The sequence below is a fragment of the Salinisphaera sp. S4-8 genome (assembly GCF_040361235.1).
Lineage (GTDB): Bacteria > Pseudomonadota > Gammaproteobacteria > Nevskiales > Salinisphaeraceae > Salinisphaera.
The window spans coordinates 49,848-74,155 of sequence record NZ_APNF01000010.1 but is presented as its reverse complement, the minus strand read 5'-3'; the positions used below and the strand labels follow the sequence as shown (position 1 = coordinate 74,155).

Annotated in this window: 17 protein-coding genes; 10 read left to right on the top strand and 7 right to left on the bottom strand. The window is 62.8% G+C overall.

The window, feature by feature from the left end:
• Positions 1–243: 243 nt before the first annotated feature.
• Entirely contained in the window at positions 244–687 is a 444-nt protein-coding gene (locus tag S4A8_RS14785) for a hypothetical protein (protein WP_353220712.1), read from the bottom strand.
• Between the two features lie 18 nt (positions 688–705).
• Positions 706–1,872 (bottom strand): porin, encoded by a 1,167-nt coding sequence (locus S4A8_RS14780; RefSeq protein ID WP_353220711.1) that lies wholly within the window; start codon positions 1,870–1,872, stop codon positions 706–708.
• 457 nt (positions 1,873–2,329) lie between these two features.
• On the opposite strand from S4A8_RS14780, the gene tadA reads away from it, so the two are divergent.
• The 3 genes from tadA to S4A8_RS14765 all read left to right on the top strand — a co-directional run bounded on the left by tadA (position 2,330) and on the right by S4A8_RS14765 (position 5,427).
• Complete coding sequence (gene tadA / locus S4A8_RS14775) at positions 2,330–2,785, top strand: tRNA adenosine(34) deaminase TadA (RefSeq protein ID WP_353220710.1); 456 nt, start codon at positions 2,330–2,332, stop codon at positions 2,783–2,785.
• Between the two features lie 112 nt (positions 2,786–2,897).
• Positions 2,898–4,046, top strand: coding sequence for an isocitrate/isopropylmalate dehydrogenase family protein (locus S4A8_RS14770; RefSeq protein WP_353220709.1), 1,149 nt, complete (start codon positions 2,898–2,900; stop codon positions 4,044–4,046).
• Positions 4,047–4,164: 118 nt separating this feature from the next.
• Positions 4,165–5,427, top strand: coding sequence for an aspartate aminotransferase family protein (locus S4A8_RS14765; protein ID WP_353220708.1), 1,263 nt, complete (start codon positions 4,165–4,167; stop codon positions 5,425–5,427).
• 251 nt (positions 5,428–5,678) lie between these two features.
• Here the strand turns inward: S4A8_RS14765 and S4A8_RS14760 are convergent, their stop codons facing one another.
• On the bottom strand, positions 5,679–6,698 hold the full coding sequence (locus S4A8_RS14760) for an alpha/beta fold hydrolase (RefSeq protein ID WP_353220707.1): 1,020 nt from the start codon (positions 6,696–6,698) through the stop codon (positions 5,679–5,681).
• 157 nt (positions 6,699–6,855) lie between these two features.
• Between S4A8_RS14760 and glnT the strand changes: the two genes are divergently transcribed.
• The 5 genes from glnT to ybiO all read left to right on the top strand — a co-directional run bounded on the left by glnT (position 6,856) and on the right by ybiO (position 15,546).
• Positions 6,856–8,214 carry a type III glutamate--ammonia ligase gene (glnT, locus tag S4A8_RS14755; protein WP_353220706.1) on the top strand — a complete coding sequence of 453 codons (1,359 nt, stop codon included), beginning with the start codon at positions 6,856–6,858 and terminating at the stop codon, positions 8,212–8,214.
• A 45-nt stretch (positions 8,215–8,259) separates the two neighbouring features.
• Positions 8,260–9,315: a putative urea ABC transporter substrate-binding protein gene (locus S4A8_RS14750; protein ID WP_353220705.1), complete on the top strand. Its 1,056-nt coding sequence runs from the start codon at positions 8,260–8,262 to the stop codon at positions 9,313–9,315.
• 79 nt (positions 9,316–9,394) lie between these two features.
• Positions 9,395–10,024, top strand: coding sequence for a TetR family transcriptional regulator (locus S4A8_RS14745; protein ID WP_353179831.1), 630 nt, complete (start codon positions 9,395–9,397; stop codon positions 10,022–10,024).
• 106 nt (positions 10,025–10,130) lie between these two features.
• Positions 10,131–12,815 carry a DUF8508 domain-containing protein gene (locus S4A8_RS14740; protein WP_353220704.1) on the top strand — a complete coding sequence of 895 codons (2,685 nt, stop codon included), beginning with the start codon at positions 10,131–10,133 and terminating at the stop codon, positions 12,813–12,815.
• 358 nt (positions 12,816–13,173) lie between these two features.
• Positions 13,174–15,546, top strand: coding sequence for a mechanosensitive channel protein (gene ybiO / locus S4A8_RS14735; protein ID WP_353220703.1), 2,373 nt, complete (start codon positions 13,174–13,176; stop codon positions 15,544–15,546).
• A gap of 493 nt (positions 15,547–16,039) precedes the next feature.
• Here the strand turns inward: ybiO and S4A8_RS14730 are convergent, their stop codons facing one another.
• From S4A8_RS14730 to S4A8_RS14720, 3 genes are all read right to left on the bottom strand, one after another.
• Complete coding sequence (locus S4A8_RS14730) at positions 16,040–16,438, bottom strand: tautomerase family protein (protein ID WP_353179836.1); 399 nt, start codon at positions 16,436–16,438, stop codon at positions 16,040–16,042.
• 407 nt (positions 16,439–16,845) lie between these two features.
• A complete protein-coding gene (locus tag S4A8_RS14725) occupies positions 16,846–18,621 on the bottom strand; it encodes an SLC13 family permease (protein ID WP_353220702.1) in 1,776 nt (591 codons plus the stop codon).
• Between the two features lie 104 nt (positions 18,622–18,725).
• The gene (locus tag S4A8_RS14720; RefSeq protein WP_353179840.1) at positions 18,726–19,115 is read right to left on the bottom strand and encodes a rhodanese-like domain-containing protein; all 390 of its coding nucleotides are present in this window, start codon (positions 19,113–19,115) and stop codon (positions 18,726–18,728) included.
• 262 nt (positions 19,116–19,377) lie between these two features.
• Here S4A8_RS14720 and S4A8_RS14715 point away from each other — a divergent pair, with 262 nt between their 5' ends.
• Together S4A8_RS14715 and S4A8_RS14710 are read left to right on the top strand one after the other, a co-directional pair.
• The gene (locus tag S4A8_RS14715) at positions 19,378–21,072 is read left to right on the top strand and encodes an NAD-dependent malic enzyme (protein WP_353179842.1); all 1,695 of its coding nucleotides are present in this window, start codon (positions 19,378–19,380) and stop codon (positions 21,070–21,072) included.
• 226 nt (positions 21,073–21,298) lie between these two features.
• Positions 21,299–22,978, top strand: coding sequence for an AMP-binding protein (locus tag S4A8_RS14710; RefSeq protein WP_353179844.1), 1,680 nt, complete (start codon positions 21,299–21,301; stop codon positions 22,976–22,978).
• Positions 22,979–23,053: 75 nt separating this feature from the next.
• Here the strand turns inward: S4A8_RS14710 and S4A8_RS14705 are convergent, their stop codons facing one another.
• Positions 23,054–24,049, bottom strand: a complete 996-nt coding sequence (locus tag S4A8_RS14705; protein WP_353179846.1) for a DnaJ C-terminal domain-containing protein — start codon at positions 24,047–24,049, stop codon at positions 23,054–23,056.
• Positions 24,050–24,308: the final 259 nt, after the last annotated feature.

The following is a 24,308-nucleotide window of genomic DNA, read 5'->3' as shown; positions in this document are numbered from 1 at the left end:
TATCCGCTGGGCGGTGGGTGGATGCGCGCGACCGATTTTTCCCGGGTTCGCGTTATGGATACGCCACCCAAACAGCGGCCGGGGTCAGCGGTTTTTAATGGCGTCGCAGCCGCGGGTCGCGCTGCACGGGCGCTGACATGCACGCTGTATCAAGCCGAATCATCGATTTTCGAACAAAAAAAAGCCGATCGACGCCCGGTTGCGAACCGTGCGATCGATCGGCCCTAGCAGCCAGGCGTGGGGCTAGCGTTGCTGGCTATCCTTCCACTGCTGGTACTGCTTCCATTCCTGCCAGTCCTTGAAACGCTGGTATTCCGGCGAGTCTTTCGGCATGTTGCGAAAACGCTGATATTCCTCGTAATCAGCGAATTCCTGCTGCTGGGCGGCACTGGGCGTCGTCGCCGTAGTCGCCGCTCCTGCGTCGTTACGCTGAGCGGTTTGCCGGCGACGCGAATCGCGGTTGATCAGGGCCGGTTTCGAGGCATCGTCCGAGTAGACACGAACACCGTCGTCGTACTCGTCACCACGCGCCGGACTCATCAATCCCGGGCCTTCGGCCATCTTGTCACCCGAGCCCGGCAGGTTTTCATAGTTCGCCGGTGTGCCGGTGCCAGCGCAGCCTGCAATAAGCAGGCTGCACAGGGCGACACAAAGACCGGAGGCCGCGATTTTCAGAGAGTGCTGCATACGGTCTTCGACTCGACTTTAAAGGAATTTCAGGCGGGTACCGACAAACAGGATATCAAGATCCTGGGCGTCGCCGGTGGCGGTGATGTTGATGTCATCCCCGGCTGCGTCGGTTTCGGTATAGCTGTAACTCGCATCGTCCAGCGTCAGGTGATGATAGGAGGCGAACAGCTCGACGCTGTCGATCACGTCATAGACATAGGCCAGACCGTAGCTGCGACCCTTGCTGCCATCGCCGGCCAGATCGTTGGTCTGCATGTAGCTGGCTTCGAGGTGGTGCTTGTCGAGCACGTAACCCACGCCGCCGAAATAGTTTTCTGCGGTGGCGCGATCCTCGGCCATGTAGTCGCGCTGCTTGTAGGACGCCGTCAGGGTGATGCCGGAGGGCAGCAGCACCGAACCGGTGCCACCGGTTTCCTGGAAACGCGGGCTGTTGTCGTTGACGGTACCGTCGGGGTCGATATCGAAGTCCTGATCCTCGGTATCGAGATGCGAGAGCACGAAACCGGCCTTGCCGCCGTCGGCGAACGGGGTTTCGTAACGGGCTGCCAGTTCGTAGGCATGACCGTTGTCCAGCGAAGCCGACAGCACGGCGCCGCCGAGGCTCGGCGAGTCGTAGCGCACGCCGTTCTGGCGCGAAATGCCGTCGAAGTGGTTGGAGGCCGCCGACAGATTGGTGATCACGCGGCCTTCGTCGTCGAGAAAGCTCACGCCGCCGGCATACATGGAAATACCCTGGCCGCCGCCGAGATACATGGTGCCGCTATAGTTGAGCTCGGAAGAGCCGTTGGCCGCGCCGTCGAGCTTGCCGAATGTGAAGCGACCGAAGTCGCCTTCGACATAGACATTGGCGAGACGGTTGTCGAGGAAATCGTCCTCGCTGCCGCCGCCGTTATTGACGTCGAAAGAGGTGGACGGATTTTCGTTGAGCCCGATCTCGTAGGCGAAACCGAGGTTGTAACCGTTGTCCAGTGCCTGTTCACCGGTAAAACGGAAACGGCTGTTGGAACCGACGTTGTCGACGAAGCCGATATCGCGATCTTCGCCATTATCGGCGGCGATAGCAGCCCGGTCGACCTGGCCGGATACCTTGAATTCGAACGCATGGGCGGGCACGGCGAACGCGAATACGGTCGCAGCCGATAGTGCCGATGGCACCAGGTAACGTGAGTGCAGGGTCTTCATGGTGGCTCTCCCCGAGCGGTTAGTTGATCGGCAGGCACGATCGCGAAAGGGCCTTTTCGACAGCGTAGATTTCAACGCCTGGCACGTACACGGCGCCAGTCAACGGCCCGTGCGAAGACGCATTATGACGAGATCCCCGATACGCGGTTCGGTCGAGCGGGTGGCCGGGCTCGATGGTCGATACAGCTCAATTGATGGGTCGACAAGCTCCGTTACCCCAACGGATGTCCAAATGCCGATTGCCACCAATAAGTTGTGCCCAATATTTAATGTGTGTTCAAAACCGTACGGCGGTGGAAAGTAGCGCGCCCCTCGCAGGCCAGAAATTAGACTTTGGTCGTATATCTCGATACGGCTCCATACGAGCGCTCGACTGAGGTTCGCCAGACCGTATGGGAAAGGCGTTCGCGTAGAATGCGCAACACGGCTCGCGTAACCACGACAGCAGCAACAACACATGAGCGATACGCAGTGGATGCGCCATGCCCTGGCGTTGGCGCGCCGCGCCGAAGCCGAAGGCGAGGTGCCGGTCGGGGCCGTTGTAGTGCGCGATGACACCATCCTGGGTGAGGGTTGGAATTGCCCGATCGCCCGGCACGATGCCACCGCCCATGCCGAAATCCAGGCCCTTCGAGCGGCCTGTGGCGCGGTTGGCAATTATCGGCTGCCGGGTGCCACGCTCTATGTCACCCTCGAGCCCTGCGCGATGTGTGCGGGCGCGATCGGCCATGCGCGTATTGCGCGTGTGGTCTACGGCGCCGACGATTTCCGTGCCGGCGCAGTGCATTCGATCTTCAACGTATTCGACGAGCCGCGTCTGAATCATCGAGTGGCCCATGTGGGCGGTGTGCTGGGCGATGAAAGCGCAGCCCTTTTGCGTGCATTCTTTCGAGCGCGCCGCGCGCGGGCGTGATCATGTTTGCGACCTAAAGCGCCGGGCAGGGCCGGCACCGAGCACAACGAATTGCATCGTCAGATCAACAAACCCATGCGTATGGAGGCAGGTCGGTGATAGCCTGCGGCGCATGAATACGAAAAAGACATGGCGCGTAGCGGTTCTGCCCGGTGACGGGATCGGTCCGGAAGTCATTGCCCAGGCGGTCCGGGCGATCGATGCCCTCGTGGCCGGCGATCCGGATCTGGCGATCGACTACGAAATCTTCGACTGGCCCTCGCATGCCTGGCACGAAAAGCATGGTGAGAGCGCGCCGGCCGATTATCTCGAACAGCTCGAGCAATTCGATGCGATTTTGCTGGGCGCGCTGGGTGACCCGGGCCCGATCGACGATCCCGATCGTTATCTATTGTCGGATGCGGTATCGCTGTCGCCGTTGCTGGAGATCCGCAAGGGGTTCGATCAGTGGTGTTGCGAACGCCCGTGCCGGCCGATGGCGGGTGCGCCCCAATATCTGGCCGATCCGCGCGCCAACGATATCGACATGCTCGTGATTCGTGAAAACAGCGAAGGCGAATACGTCAATCAGGGCGGTCGGCTGGCCGTGGGCACCGAAAACGAGATCGCCACCCAGGTCGCGCTGTTCACCCATCGGGCGACCGATCGTATTATCCGCCATGCCTTCGAACAGGCACGCGTGCGTGCGGCCGAACGCGCCGCCGAAGGGCGCGAGCGCAGTTTCGGCCGTGATCAGAAAGCTAGCCAGGTGTGCATGATCACCAAACGTAACGCCCAGCGTTTCTGGGGCGATATGTGGACTGACATGTTCGCCGAGATCGCGACGGACTATCCGGATGTGGCGACCCATCACGAGCTGGTGGACGCGGCCTGCATGAAGTTCGTCAGCCACCCCTGGGCGTTCGATGTGGTGGTCGCTTCCAATCTGTTCGGCGACATCCTGACCGACCTGGCGGCGGTGCTCAATGGCGGCATGGGCGTATCGCCCTCGTCGAATATCAATCCGTCGGATCGCACGCGCCCGCCCATGTTCGAGCCCACCCACGGCAGCGCGCCGGATATCGCCGGTCAGAACATGGCCGGGCCGGCAGCCATGCTGCTGACCACGGCGATGATGCTGGAATGGATGGGTGTCGAGGATACGGCCGCCGATCGGGCCGGCAAGCGCTTGCGGGAAATCGTCGCAGCCGATCTGGCCGCGCACGGTCGCGAGCGTCGCGCGACCGACGAAATCGGCGACGCCATCGTCAACGCACTTTGATTTTTCACGTTTTTCGCTAAGGTTGGCGCGACGGGCGCTGTACAGGCGTTGAAACTCGTATTCATCCCGTCTAGGCTCGCGCGCAATCTGTAACAAGGCCATCCAGGAGTGCCGTCAAATGATAGGAAGCAACAAGAGCAATCTATCGCCCCTGCTCAAGCAGGCCACCGACGTCCATGTCGATCGCGGCGAAGGCTGCTACCTGTTCGACACCGACGGTAAGCAATATCTGGATTTCACCGCCGGTATCGGCGTAACCAGTACCGGGCACTGTCATCCCAAGGTGGTGGCGGCCGCGCAGGAGCAGGTCGGCAAGCTGATCCACGGCCAGTACACCACGATCCTGCACAAGCCGATTCAGGATTTGTCGGCGCGTCTGGCCGACAAGATGCCCGGCGATATCGACTCCATCTTCTATGCCAGTGCCGGCACGGAAGCCGCGGAATCGGCCATGCGTCTGATGCGTCATGCCACCGGCCGCCCCAATATCGTGGTCTTTCATGGCGGCTTCCATGGTCGCACCATGGGTTCGGCGTCCATGACCACCTCGGGTACGGCCTACACCTCCGGCCTGCAGCCGTTGATGGGCGGCGTGATCGTGGCCCCGTTCCCGGCCGCCTTCCGCTATGGCTGGTCCGAGGATCAGGCCACCGATTTCTGCCTGCAGGAACTCGATTACATCCTGCAGACGATCAGCGCGCCGGGCGACACCGCCGGCATGCTGATCGAGCCGATCCAGGGCGAGGGCGGCTTCATTCCGGCCAACACCCGTTTCATGCAGGGTCTGCGCGAGCGCTGCGACAAGCACGGCATGCTGCTGGGCGCCGACGAAGTACAGGCCGGCTACGGCCGTACCGGCAAGTTCTGGTCGCATAGCCACTTCGACGTGGAGCCGGACATTGTGGTCACCGCCAAGGGCCTGGCCAGCGGCTTCCCGCTGTCGGCCTGTGCCGCGCCGCGCAAGATCATGGAAAAAGGCCGGCCCGGTTCGCAGGGCGGCACCTATGGCGGCAACGTCGTCGCCTGTGCGGCCGCACTCGCCACGCTCGACGTGATCGAGGAAGAGGGGCTGGTCGACAACGCCGGCACCCAGGGCGCGCACCTCAAGGAGCGTCTGGAGCTGCTCGCCGACAAGGACGGTGGCATTGGCGATGTGCGCGGCAAGGGCCTGATGGTCGGTGTCGAGTTCGCCAAGGATGGCAGGCCTGACGGCGAGCGCGCCGAGAAGGTCGCCAAGGAATGCGAAAAGCATGGGCTGTTGCTGCTGCGCTGCGGGCCGGGCAAGCAGGTCGTGCGCTTCCTGCCACCGCTGATCGTCAGCCGCGGCCAGATCGACGAAGGCGTGGATATCTTCGCGAAGGCCGTCGAGGCGACACGCTAATCGGCGACAAGTTGCGTTAGCAAAAGCCGCCGTGTTTCACGGCGGCTTTTTTATTGCGCGGCGCCAATGGCCGCGGCTGATTGCGGTGTGACGCGTACAACACCTGCGATCCGAATAGCGCCACGGCGCGAAGTCGGATCCGGCCGACCGGTACCAAACTGGTATGGGCGAAATCCTGTGTTCGCGCGCGACGTGGGCATGCGCAGCGGCACGCGCTGGCGGCGGCCTAAGGCAGCGCTTACAGCGTGCTGTTATGCCGTTCGTTCTAGCAACGCCTGCATGGCGTCCAGGATGCGGCGTGTCGATGTCGGTTCGTAGCCGGGCCCGCCGGCACAGTGGCCGAAATCGGAATCGAGCACGCGGCATTCGCTGCCGGCGATATGGCTCGCATCCGCGGCCGCATCTTCGGCGGTGAAGTAGAGATCGCTGCGGCAGGGCATGACGATGGCGGGGGCGTCGATACGCGCCAGGGCCGCGACCGTATCGCCGCCAAAGCCGGGCATGCGGGCGATATCGCCGGTCTGCCAAGTCGCGAGCATGGCCAGCAGGTTATGGGCGTCCGCTCGCAGATGGTCGGCTTCCCAGTGGGCGACGAGCGCATCGATCGTGTCGAAGCCGAGCGCGCGATAGCCGCCATCACGAAAAAAACGCTGCGAATAGGCCCAGCCCACATACACACGTGCGAAGGCTCGCAGGCCGCGTTCGGCCAGGCCGCCCGCAGCCAATGCCGGGTCGGCTTCGAGCGCGGCCTTCACGCCGTCCAGAAACACGGCGTTGTGCGGATAACAGTGCGCCGTAGCACAGACTGCCAGCAGGCTGCCGACACGCTTCGGATAGAGGCTGCCCCATTGCAGGGCCTGCATGCCGCCCATCGACCAGCCTGCGACCAGGCGCGGCGCGGCGTCGTCGAAGCGTTCGGCAATCAATTGCCGTTGCGCCCGAACGTTATCGGCCAGGCTGACCGGCGGGAACGCCGCCCCGCGCTGGCTCGGCGCCGCGTTGCTGGGAGAAGAGGACTCGCCGTTGCCGAACAGCGCCGGAATCAGCAGGCAATAGCCCTGGGCGAGTGGGCTGTCCGGAGCCTCTGCCCAGGCACGGTTGGCGTTCATCGCACCGCCATAGTGCGTGGGCAGCACCACCAGGTTGTCGGCTGCGCTGTTTAACGTACCGGCGACGCAGTAGGCGAGATAGGCGTCGCGCAGGACTGTGCCGCTGTCGAGTACGAAATCGCCGAGCGGAAAAACACGTTCAATCCATTTTTTATCAGTCATTTATCTTCGCCTTGGCGTGTGGTCAGCCGGTCGGTATCTACAATTAAATATACAGGCTGGCATGTATATTGTAAGTGGTTTGGCATGGCGCCGTTGTGCCAGATGGGCCGGGCGAGCGCCCGCTGACGTTTTCCAGACCAAACCAAGGACCGATTCGATGGGACATACCGTGGATGCCGCCTCGCTACAGGCGAGTCTTGCAGAACAGGGCGTGAAATACGCGATGGCCGGCTATGTGGATATCCACGGCTGCGTAAAGGGCAAGTTCGTACCGCTGGATCATCTCGACAATATGTTCGGTGGCAGCGAGCTGTATACCGGCGCGGCGCTGGATGGCGTACCACAGGATATTTCCGACAATGAGGTCGCGGCCATGCCCGACCCGGCGACGGCGACCGTCTGCCCCTGGGATAACCGCCTCGCGTGGTTTGCAGGCGATCTACATCTCGATGGTGCGCCGTTCGAGGCCTGTTCGCGCACCATTCTCAAGCGCCAGCTCGAACGCGCCAAGGCGATGGGTTTTACCTTCAATCTGGGTATCGAGACGGAGTTCTTCCTGTTTCGGGAAACCGAAGACGGCGGGTTTGCGCCGATTAGCGACCGCGATTCGCTGGCCAAACCCTGCTACGACCCGCGCGGGCTCATGGATAACCTGCCCATCGTCGATGAACTGGTCGATGCCATGAATACGCTCGGCTGGGATGTGTATTCGTTCGACCACGAAGACGCCAATGGCCAGTTCGAAACCGATTTCAAATTCGCCGATGCGCTGACGATGGCGGATCGCTTCGTGTTCTTTCGCATGATGGCCAACGAGATCGCCCGCAAGCACGGGGCGTTCGCCAGCTTCATGCCCAAGCCGTATTCCGACAAGACGGGCAGCGGCGCGCACTACAACATGTCGCTGGCCGATATCGATACGGGCGAAAACCTGTTTTCACCCGCCAAGGGGGACCCGTACGGCTGCGGCGTCTCCGAGCTGGGTTATCAGTTCATTGCCGGCGTGCTCAAGCATGCCCGTGCCATCAGCGCGGTGATCGCGCCCACGGTCAACAGCTACAAGCGCCTGGTTCGCCAGGGCAGCATGTCGGGCTCGACCTGGGCGCCGGTGTTCGCCTGCTACGGCAATAACAATCGCACCAACATGATTCGTATCCCCGGCGTGGGCTCGCGGGTGGAATGCCGCGCGGCGGATATTGCCTGCAACCCCTATCTGGGCGCCGCACTCGTGCTGGCCGCGGGGCTGGAAGGCATCGAACACGGCATGGATGCTGGCAAGCCGCACCGCGAAAACATGTACCGCTACAGCGATGCCGAGATCGATGCCATGGGCGTGACCATGCTGCCGCGCACGCTGGGCGAGGCGATCACCGATTTCGCGGCCGACCCGCTGGCACGCGATGTGTTTGGCGATCGCATGTTCGATGCCTATGTCGATTTCAAGCGCGGCGAATGGGACAGCTATCACACAGCCGTCTCGAACTGGGAAATCGAACGCTATCTGAAATTGTTCTGAGTCTTTGTTGTTGCGTGACTGGACCGACCACCGGGAGACATACCGATGCACTTGAAGAAAACGCTAACGTTGGCGATCGGGACGATCGCACTTGTGGCCGGCATGGGCACAGCCCAGGCCGCCGAAAAGCGCGATTCGTTTCGTATTGCCTGGACCATCTATGCCGGCTGGATTCCCTGGGACTATGTGAAGACCTCGGGGATCATGGATAAATGGGCCGACAAGTACGATATCGATGTCGAGATCGTGCAGATCAACGACTATATCGAGTCGATCAACCAATACACGACCGTGGTCGCCACCAGTATGGATGCGCTGTCGATTCCCGCGGCTTCGGGCGTGGATACCACGGCCCTGATCGTGGGCGACTACTCCAACGGCAATGACGGTATCGTGTCCAAGGATGTCGATAACGTCGCCGATCTGAAAGGAAAGACGATCAATCTCGTACAGCTGTCGGTGTCCCACTATCTGCTGGCCCGTGCCCTGGAAGAACACGGGCTGTCGGAGCCGGACGTGAATCTGGTGAATACCTCGGATGCCGATATCGTGGCGGCATTTCAGGGCAGCACGGTACGTACGGTGGTGACCTGGAACCCGCTGCTGAGCACGGTCGCCGAGACCCCCGGCGCCCACGAGATCTTCGATTCCAGCCAGATCCCGGGCCATATCAAGGACCTGACGCTGGTCAACACCGACACGCTCAAGGCCAATCCGGCGCTGGGCAAGGCCCTGGTCGGTGCCTGGTACGAAATGATGGCCGATCTCGGCGCGGACACGGCCAAGGGCCGCGAGGTCCGGGCCTATCTGGGTGAAGCCTCCGGCACCGACCGCGCCGGCTACGAAGCCCAGCTCGATGGCATGAAGATGTTCTATACGCCGGATGAGGCGATTGCGTTCATCTCCAGCGATCAGGCCTACGAGGCCATGGACAGCGTGCGTCAGTTCTCGTTCGAGAAAGGCTTGCTGGGCGAGGGCGCGGCGAGCGCGGATTTCGTAGGCATCGCCTTCCCGGAGGACCGGGTGCTGGGCGACGAAAACAACGTCAACCTGCGCTTCGATACCACCTATATGCAGATGGCGGCCGACGACGCGCTCTAACCAAAGCCGTAGCGACAGGCGGGCCGCGACGCGGTCCGCCTGTCTTGCGTGCAAGGGTCTCGCACTCGATCATGACACGATGAGACGTACTCCCGAACAGGCCGAACAGACCCGGCTCAAGGTCATCGATGCCGGGCTGCGCCTGTTCAGCCAGTACGGCTATTCGGGCACCACGCTGGCGATGATCGCCCAGGACGCGGGCATGAGCCGCGGGCCGATCTACTGGCATTTCAAGAACAAGGACGAGCTCTTCGAAGCGGTGCTGGCCTATTCGCAGACGCCGCTCCAGGCGCTGGTTCAGGCCGCGCGTGCCGATACGCCCGATCCGGTCACCCGCATGAGCGATTTCATTGCCGGCTGGTTCGACCGGCTGGTCGACGACAAGCGTCATCGCCAGTCGTTTGAAATTCTCATGAACAAGACCGAGCTCACGCAACGCATGGCCCGTACTGTGCGCCGCGAGCGCGAACTCACGCGCGCGATCATCGATCTGTTCGAAAACCTCATCGACGAGGCGCGTGCGCAGGATCTGCTGCCAGCCGGCGATCCCGCCCCGGCGTTGGCCCTGCAGACCTATACCTATCTCATGGGCGTGACCCAGACCTGGCTGTTCGCGCCGCGACTGTTCTCGTTGCGCCAGCAAAAAGCCTATTTTCATCGCAAGTGCCTGGCCACGCTGTACGGTCGGGCCGAGATACCGCCCGTCTGAGGGTGGGCGGCCGCGGCGTTGTCATCGCCGTGTGATGTTCGCGTTCGCAAGCTGTCATCTGACTTGGCCAAGCTGCGCGCTTCGCAACGACAGCCTGGGGATTTCAATGGCAGCTTCCTTGTTCGTGCGGCGCGCGCTGATGCTCGCGACGACGGTGTTTTGTGGTTCGATCGCCAGTATCGGCCACGCCCAATCTTCGATTCTCATCAACGAGATCGATGCCGATACCGCCGGCACCGATACCGAGGAATTCGTCGAACTCAGCGATGGCGGCACGGGCAACACGGCCCTCGACGGTCTGGTGCTGGTGTTCTACAACGGCAGTAATGATCAAAGCTATGCCGCCTTCGATCTCGACGGCACGGTGACCTCGGCTGATGGCTACTATGTGCTGGGCAACGCCGGCGTGGCAGGTGTGGGCACCGTCTTTCCAAGCAACGGGCTACAGAACGGCCAGGACGCGGTCGCCCTGTATGCCGGCGATGCCGCCGATTTTCCCGATGGCACGCCGGTGACCACGGACAATCTGATCGATGCCGTGGTCTATGGCACCGGCGACAGTGACGATCCGGAGCTCGACGTGCTGCTCGTCGACGGCGCGCCGCAGCTCGATGAAGATGCCAATGGCGACAAGAACAACCAATCGCTGCAACGCACGCCCGACAGCAGTGGCACGGGCCGCGATACCCGGAGTTTCACGGTGGCCGCGCCTACGCCGAATGCGGCCACGGGCAGCGCGCCTGATAACGGCAACGACACACCCGATAACGACGATGGCATTCCCGATAACGCGATAACCGGGCTGCGCATCTACGACATCCAGGGCGCTTCCCATCTGTCGCCGCACGAAGGCGATGCGGTGGCCGGCGTGCCGGGCATCGTGACTGCGGTCACCGGCAACGGTTTCTATTTTCAGGACCCGGACGGTGATGGCGACGCGGCCACTAGCGATGCCGTGCTCGTGTTTAGCGGCGGTACGCCCACCCGACGTGACGGAGCGCCCGTGGCGGTCGGCGATGTCGTGGCCGTCGCCGGCACGGTCAAGGAATTCTATCCGGGCGACAATCAAACCAATCTGCCGACCACCGAAATCGCGATCGGCAGCGATGGCAGTACGCGAGCCATCGACGATGTCGGCGCGGTCTTCGATCAAACCGAGATTATGGCCGTGACCATCGGTCAGAGCGGACGTATCGCTCCGCAGGTAATCATCGACAACGATACCGACGGCGACGTGGCGAGTAGCGACACCACGGTTTTCGATCCCGAGGAAGACGGCCTGGATTTCTACGAAAGCCTGGAAGCCATGCGGGTGCGAGTGAATCAGGGCATGGCGGTTGGTCCGACCAGCCGATTCGGCGAAATCTTTGTCGTACCTGACGCCGGCGCAACGGCCAACGGCATCAATGCACGCGGGGGCATTACGCTGGTCGAGCGTGGCGATATCGTGGACTACAACCCCGAACGTATTCAGATCGACGATACGCTGCTCGCCGAACCTATGCCGGCCGTCGATACGGGCGCGTTGTTCACCGAAGTGGTCGGCGTGCTCGGCTACGGGTTCGGCAACTTCGAAATCCTGCCGGATACGCTGGCCGCGCCGCAGCCGTCGAATCTTAACCGGAGCGGGGTGGGCGTGCTGGCGCGCGGCGATACCCTGACCGTGGCCGGCTACAACGTGGAAAACCTCGATCCCAACGACGACGACGGCGATACCGATATCGCCGATGGCAAGTTCGAAGCCATCGCCGACCAGATCGTCGATCAGCTGGGCGCGCCGGATATCCTCGCCCTGCAGGAAGTCCAGGACAACGACGGCTCGGCCTCCGACAATAACGACCCGGTGGTGGCCGCCGATCGCACGCTCGCGCGTCTGGTCGATGCCATTGTCGAAGCGGGCGGGCCGCGCTATACGGCTACGGAAGTCGTGCCCGAGTCTAAAAAAGACGGCGGTCAGCCGGGCGGCAATATCCGCGTAGCCTATCTCTACGATGCCAGTCGCGTGAATCTGGTCGAGGCCCGCGACGGGGTAGGCGATGCCACGACCGCCACGCAGGTTTCGGCGAATAGTGAAGGCCAGCTGGCGCTCACGCTCAACCCTGGACGTGTTCAGCCGCAGGACCCGGCCTTCAATAACAGCCGCAAGCCGGTCGCTGCCCTGTTTGAGTTTCGCGGCCAATGCGTGCTGCTGGTGAACAACCACTTCGCATCCAAGGGCGGCAGTTCGCCCCTGTTCGGTGCGCTACAGCCCTACGAGAACGGCTCGGCCGACCAGCGCAGCGCCCAGGCAGCAGTCGTCAATGCGTTCGTGGATGACGCACTGGCTGCGGTGGACGATGCCCGAATTGGCCTGGTGGGCGACTTCAACGAATTCGGCTTTCTCGCGCCCATGAAAACCCTCACCGGCGCCGATACCGGTACGCCCGTGGTCTCGGATCTACTGGATACACTCGATGCCACGGCACGTTATACCTACGTATACGAGGGTAATTCGCAGGCGCTGGATCATTTCTTCGTCAGCCCCGCGCTCGCAACCAACGCCAGCGTGACGGTCGCGCATGTGAATGCCCAATTCGCCGATCAGGTCAGCGACCACGATCCGATCGTGGCCAGCTTCGATATGACGCCAAGTGGATCGCAAAACGACGACGACAACGATGCTCCGGCCCAGGCCAGCGACGACGACTCGAGTGGCGGCTGTACGCTGGGCAATGGTCATGACGCCAGCCTCGTGCTGCTTTTATGCGCGGCCGTGCTCACCCTTGGCTGGCGGCGCCGTCGCACGCTGTGACCTAGCAGGTTGCGATAACCCAACCCACCCGCGTTCCATGATCACGCCCCGGTTTGGCGCCGGGGCGTGTCGCGTTCAGACGCCCTGCGCGGTGACCGCCGCGGGCGGCCGGCTGACGGCATTACCCGCAAGGCGTAGGTAAGCGCGGTATCGATCGCTTCGCAACCCCCTGCGAAGACGGGGCGCAATTTGTCACTGCGCACTGCTGCAGTCATGATATGCGCCGTACTACGGTTGGCCGGGCCGTCTTTGGGCGCGGTAATAGCCGTTACGCTGTACCGTGTCTGGAAAGGAAAGACGCAATATGAATCGAGTCTGTGCTTCGCGATCGGCGTTCGACGCCGTGCGGATATTCGTTGTGTTTGTTGTACTCATGGTTGCGTTGATCGCCCCGCAGGCGATGGCCCAGCAGTCCCAGGGCGATACCGCCGGGGGCGACGCCGCCAAGCAGGCCCTGCCATTGACCCAGCTGGCGGACCTGCTCGAAAACGACGAGGCACGAGCCCAGATCGTCGATCAACTGCGCCAGGCCGCGCAGTCCGGCAACGCCGAGGCCACCGATAGCGCCTTGCCGGCGCCGCCCGAGTCCGGCAAGGACCCGGCGCTGGAAAAAGCCCCGGACGGGGAAGGGGCCGCGGCCGAACAGGCGGCCGCCAGCCAGGAGCGGGTGTCGTTCGCGCGCCGTTTCGCCCAGACGACGGCCGGCTGGGCCGAGGTGATCGGCGAGCGCGTATCGGCGACCTGGGCCATGCTCACGTCGCTCGACGAAGACCGGGGCCCGGGCCCGGAATTCGATATGTCGGTGTTTATCGCCGCGGTCACCACCTTCGCCCTGGTGGCAGTCGCTACCGTGGTGTCGTTTTTCGTGTTGCGCCTGCTCGCCGGTACGCTGTTCTCCGCCATTGGGCGCTTTTCGCAACGCGCCGAAACCGGCGCGGGCGTTCTGATTCGCCGGGGCACGGCGATCGTGCTCGCGCTGATCGTGGATGTGGCAGTGGTACTGCTGGCCTGCGGCGCGGGTTATCTGGCCGGGCTCTATGCCTTCGGTGAAACCGGCAGTATCGGTACGCGCGAGTCGCTGTTCATCAATGCCTTCGCGCTGATCGAACTCACCAAGGTCGCCATCCGCGCGGTCTTCGCAGCCCGCTATGAAAGTCTGCGTCTGCTCAATATTCCCAGCTCGGTGGCCGAGTGGTGGAGTGTGCGCCTGCGCTGGTTCGTGGGCATTATCGGTTACGGGCTGCTGGTGCTGGTGCCAATCATCAACGTCCAGCTGTCGTTCTTCCTGGGCGCGGTCGTGAGCTTCGTGCTCATGGGCGGCGCCTATCTCTATGCGTTGGTCGTCATCTTCCGCAATCGGCAGCTGTTCAACGATCGCCTGCAGCGGATGTCGGAAACCGCCTCGATCGGTTTCTTCGGCGTGCTGTTCAAGCTGATGTCGAAGCTGTGGGTGATTCTGGCCGTGGCCTATTTCACCACGCTGTTCGTCTCCAGCCAGGTCGACCCCAACGACGCATTGCCGTTCATGCTCTCGGCCACCCTCGAGACGCTGGTCGCGGCTGCAGTGGCACTGGGTATCTCGGGGCTGCTGTCGAAGGCGATCGGCAAGCGGGTGACCTTCTCCGACAACGTGCGTGCCAAGCTGCCCATGCTCGAAGCGCGGGTGAATTCCTATGTGCCGACCGCGCTCAAGGTTATCCGCGTACTGATTCTGGTGGCCTTCGCGCTGGTGGTGGCCAATGCATGGCATCTGTTCGATCTGGGCGCGTGGCTGGCGTCCGACGCCGGTCTGACCACGGTATCCACGCTCATCCGGGTGGGCATCGTGCTGTCGGCGGCAGCGTTGCTGTGGTTGATCGCGGCCAGCATCATCGAGCACCGGCTCAACCCGAATACCGGCTCCGGCAAGCCCAGTGCCCGCCAGGAAACGCTGCTCGAGCTGTTCCGCAACGCGCTGGCGATTCTGATCATCACCATGACGTTGATGATCTCGCTATCGCAGATTGGCGTGGATATCGGCCCGTTGATCGCCGGCGCCGGTGTGCTCGGTCTGGCCATCGGTTTCGGTGCCCAGAAGCTGGTACAGGACATCATCACCGGCGTGTTCATTCAGCTCGAGAATGCGATGAATACCGGCGATGTCGTGACCGTGGGCGGGGTGACCGGCACCGCGGAGCGCCTGACCATTCGCTCGGTCGGTATTCGCGATCTCGACGGCTCGTACCATATCGTGCCGTTCTCGTCGGCCAGCACGGTGACCAACTATCAGCGTGATTTCGCCTACTTCCGCACCGAATACGGCATTGGCTATCGCGAGGATATCGACAACGCCGTCTATCACCTGCGTCAGGCCTTCGAGGAGCTCAAGGCCGACGAAAACGTGCGCGACAATATCCTCGAGGACATGACGGTGCCGGGGGTGACGGCGCTGGCCGACAGCTCGGTCAATATCCGCATCATGATCAAGACCAAACCCGGCACCCAGTGGGGTGTGGGCCGTGCCTTCAACCGTCTGGTCAAGATGCATTTCGATCGGGCCGGTATCGAGATCCCGTTCCCGCATCAGACGATCTACTTCGGCGAGGATCGCGACGGCAAGGCGCCGCCGGCAAATCTGCGCATCATCGATGCGCCCGTCGAAGCCCGCGAAGAGTCCGCACCGCGTCGCAAGACACGCAAGGGCGACGATGCGGCGCCCGAGGAAACCGGGGACGCGCCGGCCGACACCTAGTCGCACGCGGGTCGTGCCAATCAACCCGCGGTCTGTTCAGGCCGCGGGTTTTTTTATGTCCGCGATCAGCGAGCGCGCCACGTTTGACCCAACCGCTGGCTCACCGCGTGCAAGCACGCGACCTGCGCCATGCTCGAAATCGAGCGCGCGCGATCCTGCGCGATTGGCGTCTGAGCGCTGCGAGATTGCGCATAAATTCGCCGCTTGTGTGACAGCGCTGTGACGACCGGCGTTTCGGGCGTCTGTGCGCGGTTTGTCCACAGCCTTATCCAAAGGCTGTGTGCACAAACCGGGGGCTTTTCAACACCCGTGCTCGGAACGGTAAAAACACCGTCCGTCAAGGCCTGTAGCGCTTGATCAATAATTGTGCAATACGCCTGTAACGCCGGTCGCGCAAGGGTTTGCGCCAGTTAATGACCGGTTGTCCACAGGCTTGTCCAGCGCGATTGTGAAAACTGTTCACGCCCGCGCGCGCAGCACGGCGCGGGCAGGTTTACGCGCTGGATTCGGCCTCCGATTCGCTCCAGTCGCGGGCCCAACCTTCGTCGTCGCGAAACATCTCGTCGCCGGCGTGCTGGGTGAATTCGATAGCGATGCGTTCGCGGGGTACGTCCAGATGTTCGACGCACAGGTCCAGCAGTTCGATGGCCAGTTGCTCGCGCCATTCGGTGGGACGACCACGACGGATATCGCACATCATCACCACGCCGGGTTCGGGCTCGCCTTCACCACACCGCCACAGGCCACCGTTGGTGAGTTCGCGAAACCCCACGCTCACCCGGCGCGGGGTGGTGTGCATGCGTTCGGCATAGATTTCACCCAGGCGGCGCGCCAGATTGCGCTTGGTGTCCTGGGGATATTCGCTCGGCAGATCGAGTTGCAGGTAAGGCATGAGCGTGTTGCTGGATTTTGAATTGAACGCCCATGAATGCATATCGCGGACAGCGCATGCAATGCAGCGCGCGTGGCACCGATTGCACAGGCACTGATCGTGGATTGATCGCGCACGGCGCAGCCCTTGTCCTGCGGGCGTTTGCGGCCGTCATGCGCAGCCTGTCCACAGGCTTGTCCCAAGATTATGTGGGTAAAACCGACGCCGGGACGTGGGTGCGGGGCGGTATGCAGACGGGCACGCCGCGCCCGATTCGCTGCGCTGACTGCACAGCGGCGGCTTGATCAATTATTGCGCAAAAGGCTTGAATCGCCCGCGCCTTGGGCCGTTCACGCAACTGCAAACGGGTTGTCCACAGGGTTGTCAAAAGCCGGTGTGCACAAAGCGCCCCGACATGCGCGCCGGCCTCAGCCGCCCAGAGGCCAGATCCAGGGCACGAGCGCAATCGTGACCAAGCCGACCAGCAGTGTCAGCGGTGCGCCCAGGCGGAGAAAGTCGGTAAAACGATAGCCGCCGGGGCCATAGACCATCAGATTGGTTTGATAACCGATCGGGGTGAGAAAGCTTGCCGAGGCGGCCACGACGACCACGATGGCATAGGGCATGGGCGACTGCGACGCGCCCTGGGCCAGGGTGACCGCGATCGGAAACATGATCACCGCAGCGGCGTTGTTGGTCACGATCGAAGAGATCAACACCGTACTCACGAACAGGCCGGTGAGCGCGGCATAGCTGGAGCTGCCGGCCAGACCGACAAAGCCATGTGCGATGGCTTCGGCCAGACCGGTTTGCTGTACGGCTGCGCCGATGCCGATGGCCGCGCCGATCGCGACCAGCAACGGCCAGTCCAGCATCTTGCGCGCCGAGCTCAGCGAACAGCAACCTGTGAGCACCATCAGCACCGCGCCGGCCAGAGCGCCGTGCAGGATATCGACAATGCCGATCGCCACCGCGATCACCAGCAGGGCCAGGATCGCGATCGCGGCGTAGGCACGCTGGTGCTGGGGTGGGTGTGAATCCTCGATTGTGCTGACCAGGAAGAAATCCCGCGAGTGACGCTGCTGGGCGGCAAACGAAGGCCGTGCTTCGAGCAACAGCGTATCGCCCGGCTGGAGCACGATATCGCCGATCTTGCGCTTGATACGGGCGCCGTCACGGGCCACCGCGAGCACCACCGCATTGTACTGGCCACGAAAGCCGCCCTCGCGAATGGTCTTGCCGACCAGCGGGCAGCTGTGCGAAACCACGGCTTCGATGAGCACGCGCGCACGCCGTGGCGTATCGAGTTTGAATATCTGTTCGGTCGCCGGCACCAGACCACGGGTCTTGTGCAGATGCACCACAGAATCCACGATGCCCACGAACACCAGCCGGTCCTCGCCCTGTAGCGGTTCACGCGGCGATACCGCCGGCATGATATGACCGTCGCGCTCGATCTCGGCCAGATACATGCCCGGTAGCTGGCGCAGCCCGGCTTCTTCGATGGTCTGGCCTTCCAGTGGCCCGCCGGCGGCGACCATCATCTCCACGCTGTATTCGCGCGGGTTGTCCATGCGATCGAGCGCGGGCGTACGATCGGGCAGCAACCAGCGCCCGGCGCCGATCATCAAGGCCGAGCCCAGCACGGTAATCGGCACGCCGACCCAGGCCAGTTCGAACATGCCCAGCCCGTCGTCCAGACCCTGTTGTACGAGCAGGCTATTGATCAACAGATTGGTGCTGGTGCCGATCAGCGTACAGGTGCCGCCGAGAATCGCGGCGAAGCTCAATGGCATCATCAGCTGCGATACGGCCATGCCGTGCTTGCGACACCAGTCCGATACGGCCGGTATGAGCGCGGCCACCACCGGCGTGTTGTTCAAAAACGCGCTCAATACCGCAGTGGGCGCGATCAGCTGGGTCTGGGCATGGGCGATCGAGCGCGGTTTCTTGAGCACCCGCGCGGCCAGCATCTGGGTGGCGCCGGTATCACGCAAACCCGCGACCACGACATACAGCGCAGCGATGGTGATCACCCCCGGATTGGCAAAGCCGGCAAACGCGGATTCGGTATCGATCACGCCGGACAGCAGCAGGGCGATGAGTGCGGCCACCAGCACGGCGTCGACCGCGATCGCGGTCAGCGCAAGGCAGGCGAATGCTGCGACCAGCACGGCGAGCGTGAACAGGGCGGCTAACGACATGACCAGTCTTGCCCGATGGGTTGTCGGTCGGCGCGGTTATAGGCGCGTTTAGCGGGCGCGTACAAACTCGATGGCATGGTGCGAAGGCGCGTCAGCTCAAGCGATCAGTCAGTCGCGATGTCGTGTGCTTCACGGCGCCAGCGATCGAAGCCGCCGTCCATATGCGCGACCTCGGTCAGCCCCATATCCAGCAGCGTGGCCGTCGCCAGGGCCGACCGCCAGCCCTTGTTGCAATACAGGATGAGGGTTTCGGCCTCGGCGAGTACGGGCTTGTGGTACGGGCTGTCCGGGTCGATCCAGAATTCGAGCATGCCGCGCGGTACATGCAGCGAATCCGGAATATAGCCCTCGCGCTTGCGTTCGCGCACGTCGCGCAGATCGACCAGCAGCACGCCCTCATCGTGTCGTCGGGCGGCCACGTCGTCCGGCGACAGGCTGGTCACGCGTTGCTGCGCACGGGCGACCAAGGTGTGCACGCTGGTCTGGATGGGCATGCTCGATATCCGTTAAGTAACTGCGCGTCGGTTATATCATGCAGCCCGGTTTCATGTGCGATGCGCGCCAGCGCGCCAGTCGTGGCGACCGCGAGCCACGGACTGCGGTTCGCGGGTTGGCATGTGTCGATGCGCAAGCGGCGATATCATAGCCGCAAACCGAATTGCACCGTGGCTACGGCGGGGTACGAAACGCGTATCGTGCGCATGATGACCGCCGGCCATGCTCGGGCTTGATACAAAAAAACGCCAGGATTGCTTGATGTCGAAACACAGCGAGAAACGTTCGCTCTATATTCCCTATGCCGGCCCGACGCTGCTGGAAATGCCGCTGCTCAACAAGGGCAATGCATTCGATGCCGACGAGCGGGTGGCCTTCAACCTCATCGGTTTGTTGCCGCAGAACGTGGAGACGATCGAAGAGCAGGTCGAGCGCGCCTATCGCCAGTATCAGACCTGTAGCAACGATCTGGACAAGCATATCTATCTGCGCGGCATCCAGGACGACAACGAGACCATGTTCTTTCGTTTGCTCGAAGAACATCTCGAAGAGATGATGCCGATCATCTATACGCCCACGGTCGGGCGTGCCTGCGAGAAGTTTTCCGAGATCTATCGCAACCACCGCGGGCTGTTCGTGAGTTATCCGGATCGCCACCGTATCGACGACATCATCCGTAGCGCGACCAAGGACAACGTCAAGGTGATCGTGGTCACCGACGGCGAGCGTATTCTGGGGCTGGGCGATCAGGGCATCGGCGGCATGGGCATTCCCATCGGCAAGCTGTCGCTGTATACGGCCTGCGGCGGCATCAGCCCGGCCTATACGCTGCCCGTGGTGCTGGATGTGGGCACCAACAATCAGGATCTGCTGGACGACCCCATGTACATGGGCTGGCGTCACGAGCGTATTTCAGATGCCGAATACGCCGAGTTCGTGGATCTGTTCGTGCAGGCGATCAAGCGCCGCTGGCCGGGGGTGCTGCTGCAGTTCGAGGATTTCGCCCAGGCCAATGCCATGCCGCTACTCAAGCGCTATCGCGATCAGCTGTGCTGTTTCAATGACGATATCCAGGGCACGGCCGCCGTGGTCGTGGGCTCTTTGCTGGCGGCCTGCAAGGCCAAGAACGAATCCATCGCCGATCAAACCATCGCCTTCGTCGGCGCGGGTTCGGCCGGCTGCGGCATTGCCGAACAGATCGTGGTCGCCATGACCGATGCCGGTCTTGAAGAACGCCAGGCCCGTGAGCGCATCTACATGATCGATCGCGATGGGCTGATTACCGATGCCATGAGCGGCCTCTACGATTTTCAGCGCCGTCTTGCCCAGCGCCAGTCTAAGGTCGACGACTGGGACGATACGACCGAAACCGATCCGTTGCTCACGGTCATCGACAACGCCCGGCCGACGGTGCTCATCGGCGTGTCTGGCCAGCGCGGACTGTTCTCGCAGCAGGTCATCGAAACCATGCATCGGCATTGTTCGAATCCGCTGGTCATGCCGTTGTCGAACCCCACCTGGAAGGTCGAGGCCACACCCCAGGAAATCCTCGACTGGACCGACGGCCAGGCGCTGGTCGCCACCGGCAGTCCCTTCGACCCGGTGACCGTCGGCGACGAGCAGCGCCCGATCGCCCAGTGCAACAATGCCTATATCTTTCCCGGCATCGGTCTGGGGGTAATCGCCACCGGCGCGGCGCATGTTACCGACAGCATGCTCATGGCGGCCTCCCGCGCGCTTGCTGAGAGTTCGCCGCTGGGCACGACCGGCGAGGGCGCATTGTTGCCGCCGCTGTCCGAGGTGCGCGAGCTGAGCCAGTCGATCGCCTTCGCCGTGGCCAAGCAGGCCCAGGCCGATGGCGTAGCGCTCAAATCCAGCGACGATACGATCAAGGAACGTGTCGAGCGCCATTTCTGGTATCCGCGTTATCGTCGCTATCGGCGCGCGGCGTTCTAGCGCTAACCCATCGTTTCGGACGGCTTCGACCAAAGTCGGGGCCGCCGGAACTGCGCCTGCGAAAAGCCGCACACGGGCGTTTGGCGTTTTACTGGCCTGGTTTCTGGGCTGTCTGGCTACCGTTGTCTTGTTCTATTGCGTGATTCGTCGCTTAATCGAGCGATAACCACAGGCACGCACGACGTGCCGGCGATGCCGTATTTGCGGTGCGGCAAGGAGAGCGAAGATGACCAGCGCCCAGCCCAGCTATGCGCATGGCGCGTATGGCAACCTCCTGTCGGGCCAGACCATCGGCCAGGCATTCGATACAGCGGCCGCCGCCTGGCCCGATCGACTGGCACTGGTCAGCCGGCACCAGTCGATTCGCCTGACCTATGCCCAACTCAAGCAGCAGGTGGATCGCTATGCGGCTGCCTTCGTCGCCCTCGGGCTGGCGCCGGGGGATCGGATCGGCATCTGGTCGCACAATTGTGCCGAATGGCTGATCACGCAATATGCCACTGCCAAGGCGGGGCTGGTCCTGGTGAATATCAATCCGGCCTATCGGCGCGCCGAGGTGGAATACGCCCTCAACAAGGTCGGTTGCCGTGCGCTGGTGGTCATGCCGCAGCATTCCAGCAGCGATTATCTGGGCATGCTCGCCGGCCTTGCACCGGAACTGGCCGACTGTGCGCCGGGTGCGTTGCGAAGCGCGGCCTTGCCCTGCCTGGAAATCGTCATCCGGCTGGGCGACGAACACACGCCCGGCATGCTCAATTTCAACGATCTGCCCGATCGGGTGGGTGCGGCGGATACGGCCCGTGTCGACGAACTGGCCGGCCTGCTGCAAGCCGACGACGCGATCAATATCCAGTTCACCAGCGGCACCACCGGCCAACCCAAGGGCGCAACGCTATCGCACCACAATATTCTCAATAACGGCCTGTTCGTGGGCGAGGGCATGGGTCTGACCGCCGACGATCGCGTGGCTGTGCCGGTGCCGTTGTATCACTGTTTCGGCATGGTCATGGGCAATCTCGGCGCGCTCACCCACGGCGCGGCGGTAGTCTATCCGGCGCCGTCCTTCGAGCCGGGGGCCACACTCGAGGCCGTCGCGGCCGAGCGCTGCACGGCCCTGTACGGCGTGCCGACGATGTTCATCGCCGAAATGGGTGTTGCGGATTTCGTCGACTACGATCTGTCCTGCCTGCGTACCGGCATCATGGCCGGCTCGCCCTGCCCACAGGCGGTCATGCAGCGCGTGATCGACGAAATGCATATGCAGGACGTGATCATCTGCTACGGCATGACCGAAACCTCGCCGGTGAGTTGCCAGACCGCCATGGACGACGACATGCAGGCGCGCGTATCCACGGTCGGGCGCGTGTTGCCGCATCTGGAAATCAAGATCGTGGATATCGACGGGCGGGTAGTGGCCCGCGGCGAGCCGGGCGAATACTGCACGCGGGGGTATAGCGTGATGCTCGCTTACTGGGACGACGCCACGCGCACCGCCGAAGCGATCGACGCGGCCCGCTGGATGCATACCGGCGATCTGGCGGTGATGGACGAGGCCGGCTATTGTCGTATCGTCGGCCGGCTAAAGGATATGGTCATTCGCGGCGGCGAGAATATCTATCCGCGCGAGATCGAGGAATATCTGTATCGTCATCCGGCGGTCGCCGATGTGCAGGTCGTGGGCGTGCCCGACGAACGCTTCGGCGAGGAACTGTGTGCCTGGGTTCAACTGGCCGCCGGGCAGACACTCGACGAAGGCGCGCTGCGCGCGTTCTGCGAGGGCGAGATCGCGCACTACAAGATCCCGCGCTATATCCGGTTCGTCGAGAGCTTTCCGTTGACGGTGACCGGCAAGGTACAGAAATACCGTATGCGCGAGTACATGATCGACGAACTGGGCCTGGCTTAGCCACCGGGCCCGCCGGCGAATCGTCTCGTCGCGGTGGGCGCGGCTTTCGGGCTCGCTCGCGCGCCTGGGTGCGGTTTATACGCCCAGGCGCGCGCGCGGATTGAAATCCAGCTCGTGGGCCATGCGTTCGTAGACTGCCCGTGCCTTGTCGCTGTCGGCCGGGGGCAGGGCGATACGCAGGACCGCATAGAGATCGCCCGGTGTCTTGCCCGGCATGCCGCGCCCGCGCAGGCGCAGCCGTTTGCCGTCACGCGAGTTCGGCGGAATCCGTAGATCCACCGCGCCGGCCGGCGTGGGTGCCTTGACCGTGGCGCCGAGCGCGGCCTCCCAGGGGGCGACCGGCAGTTCCAGAATCAGGTCGGAGCCGTCCAGGGTATATAGCGGATGCGGCTTGAAGCCGATTTCCAGCAACAGATCGCCCGGTGTATCCGCGGTATTGCCCGATTTGGCCTGGCCGGCCAGACGCAGCTGCTGGCCTTCGCGTACACCCTTGGGAATGGTGACATTGAGCGAACGCGAGCGCTCGACCGTCTGGCCGAGTTCGTTTACCTCGGGCGAGCGCAGCGTGACCCGCCGGCGCCCGCCGGTGAAGGCGTCTTCCAGATCGAGTTCCACGCGGGCGATATGATCCTGGCCCCGGCGCGGGCCGAAGCCTTGTCCGAAACCCTGACCGAAGCCATGGCTGCGACGTGTGCCGCCGGTGGACCGTGCGCCGGCAAAACCGCGCCCGAACAGCGATTCGAAGAAATCGCTGAACGTCGAGCCGTCCGCGCCCGGGTCGGCATGCGCGCTGCCGCTGAAATCGAAGCCGTGATCCCAGCCCGGCGGCGGTTGAAAGCCGGTTTGTGCACGCGCGCGCTCGGGGTCGATACGATCGTAGGCTGCGCGTTTTTCCGGATCCTTGAGCACTTCGTAGGCTTCATTGGCCTCCTTGAAGCGGTCGTCGGCGTCCGCTTCCTTGCTCACGTCCGGATGATACTTGCGCGCCATGCGCCGATACGCCTTCTTGATATCGTCTTCCGAGGCGTCGCGTTCTAGCCCGAGAATCTTGTAATAGTCCTTGTATTCCAATAGTGCTCTCCGCTGGGCCATTGTCTGTCGGGCCCATGCCAACAATGTATGGGCACGCGCGCGCCCTTCAATTGACCCGGATCATGATCGGCGGCCGATCACACCCGTTTGGCCAATGCAGTTTCGACGCCGGTACGAAAAAGCCGCAGCATGGCGATGCCCAACTTAAAAATACGCGCCCGCACCCGGGCCTTCATCGGTTTTTTGCCGGATTGAGTTCGTCGATTCGGCCGGGCTTAATGGCGTAGCTGCAGCAAAG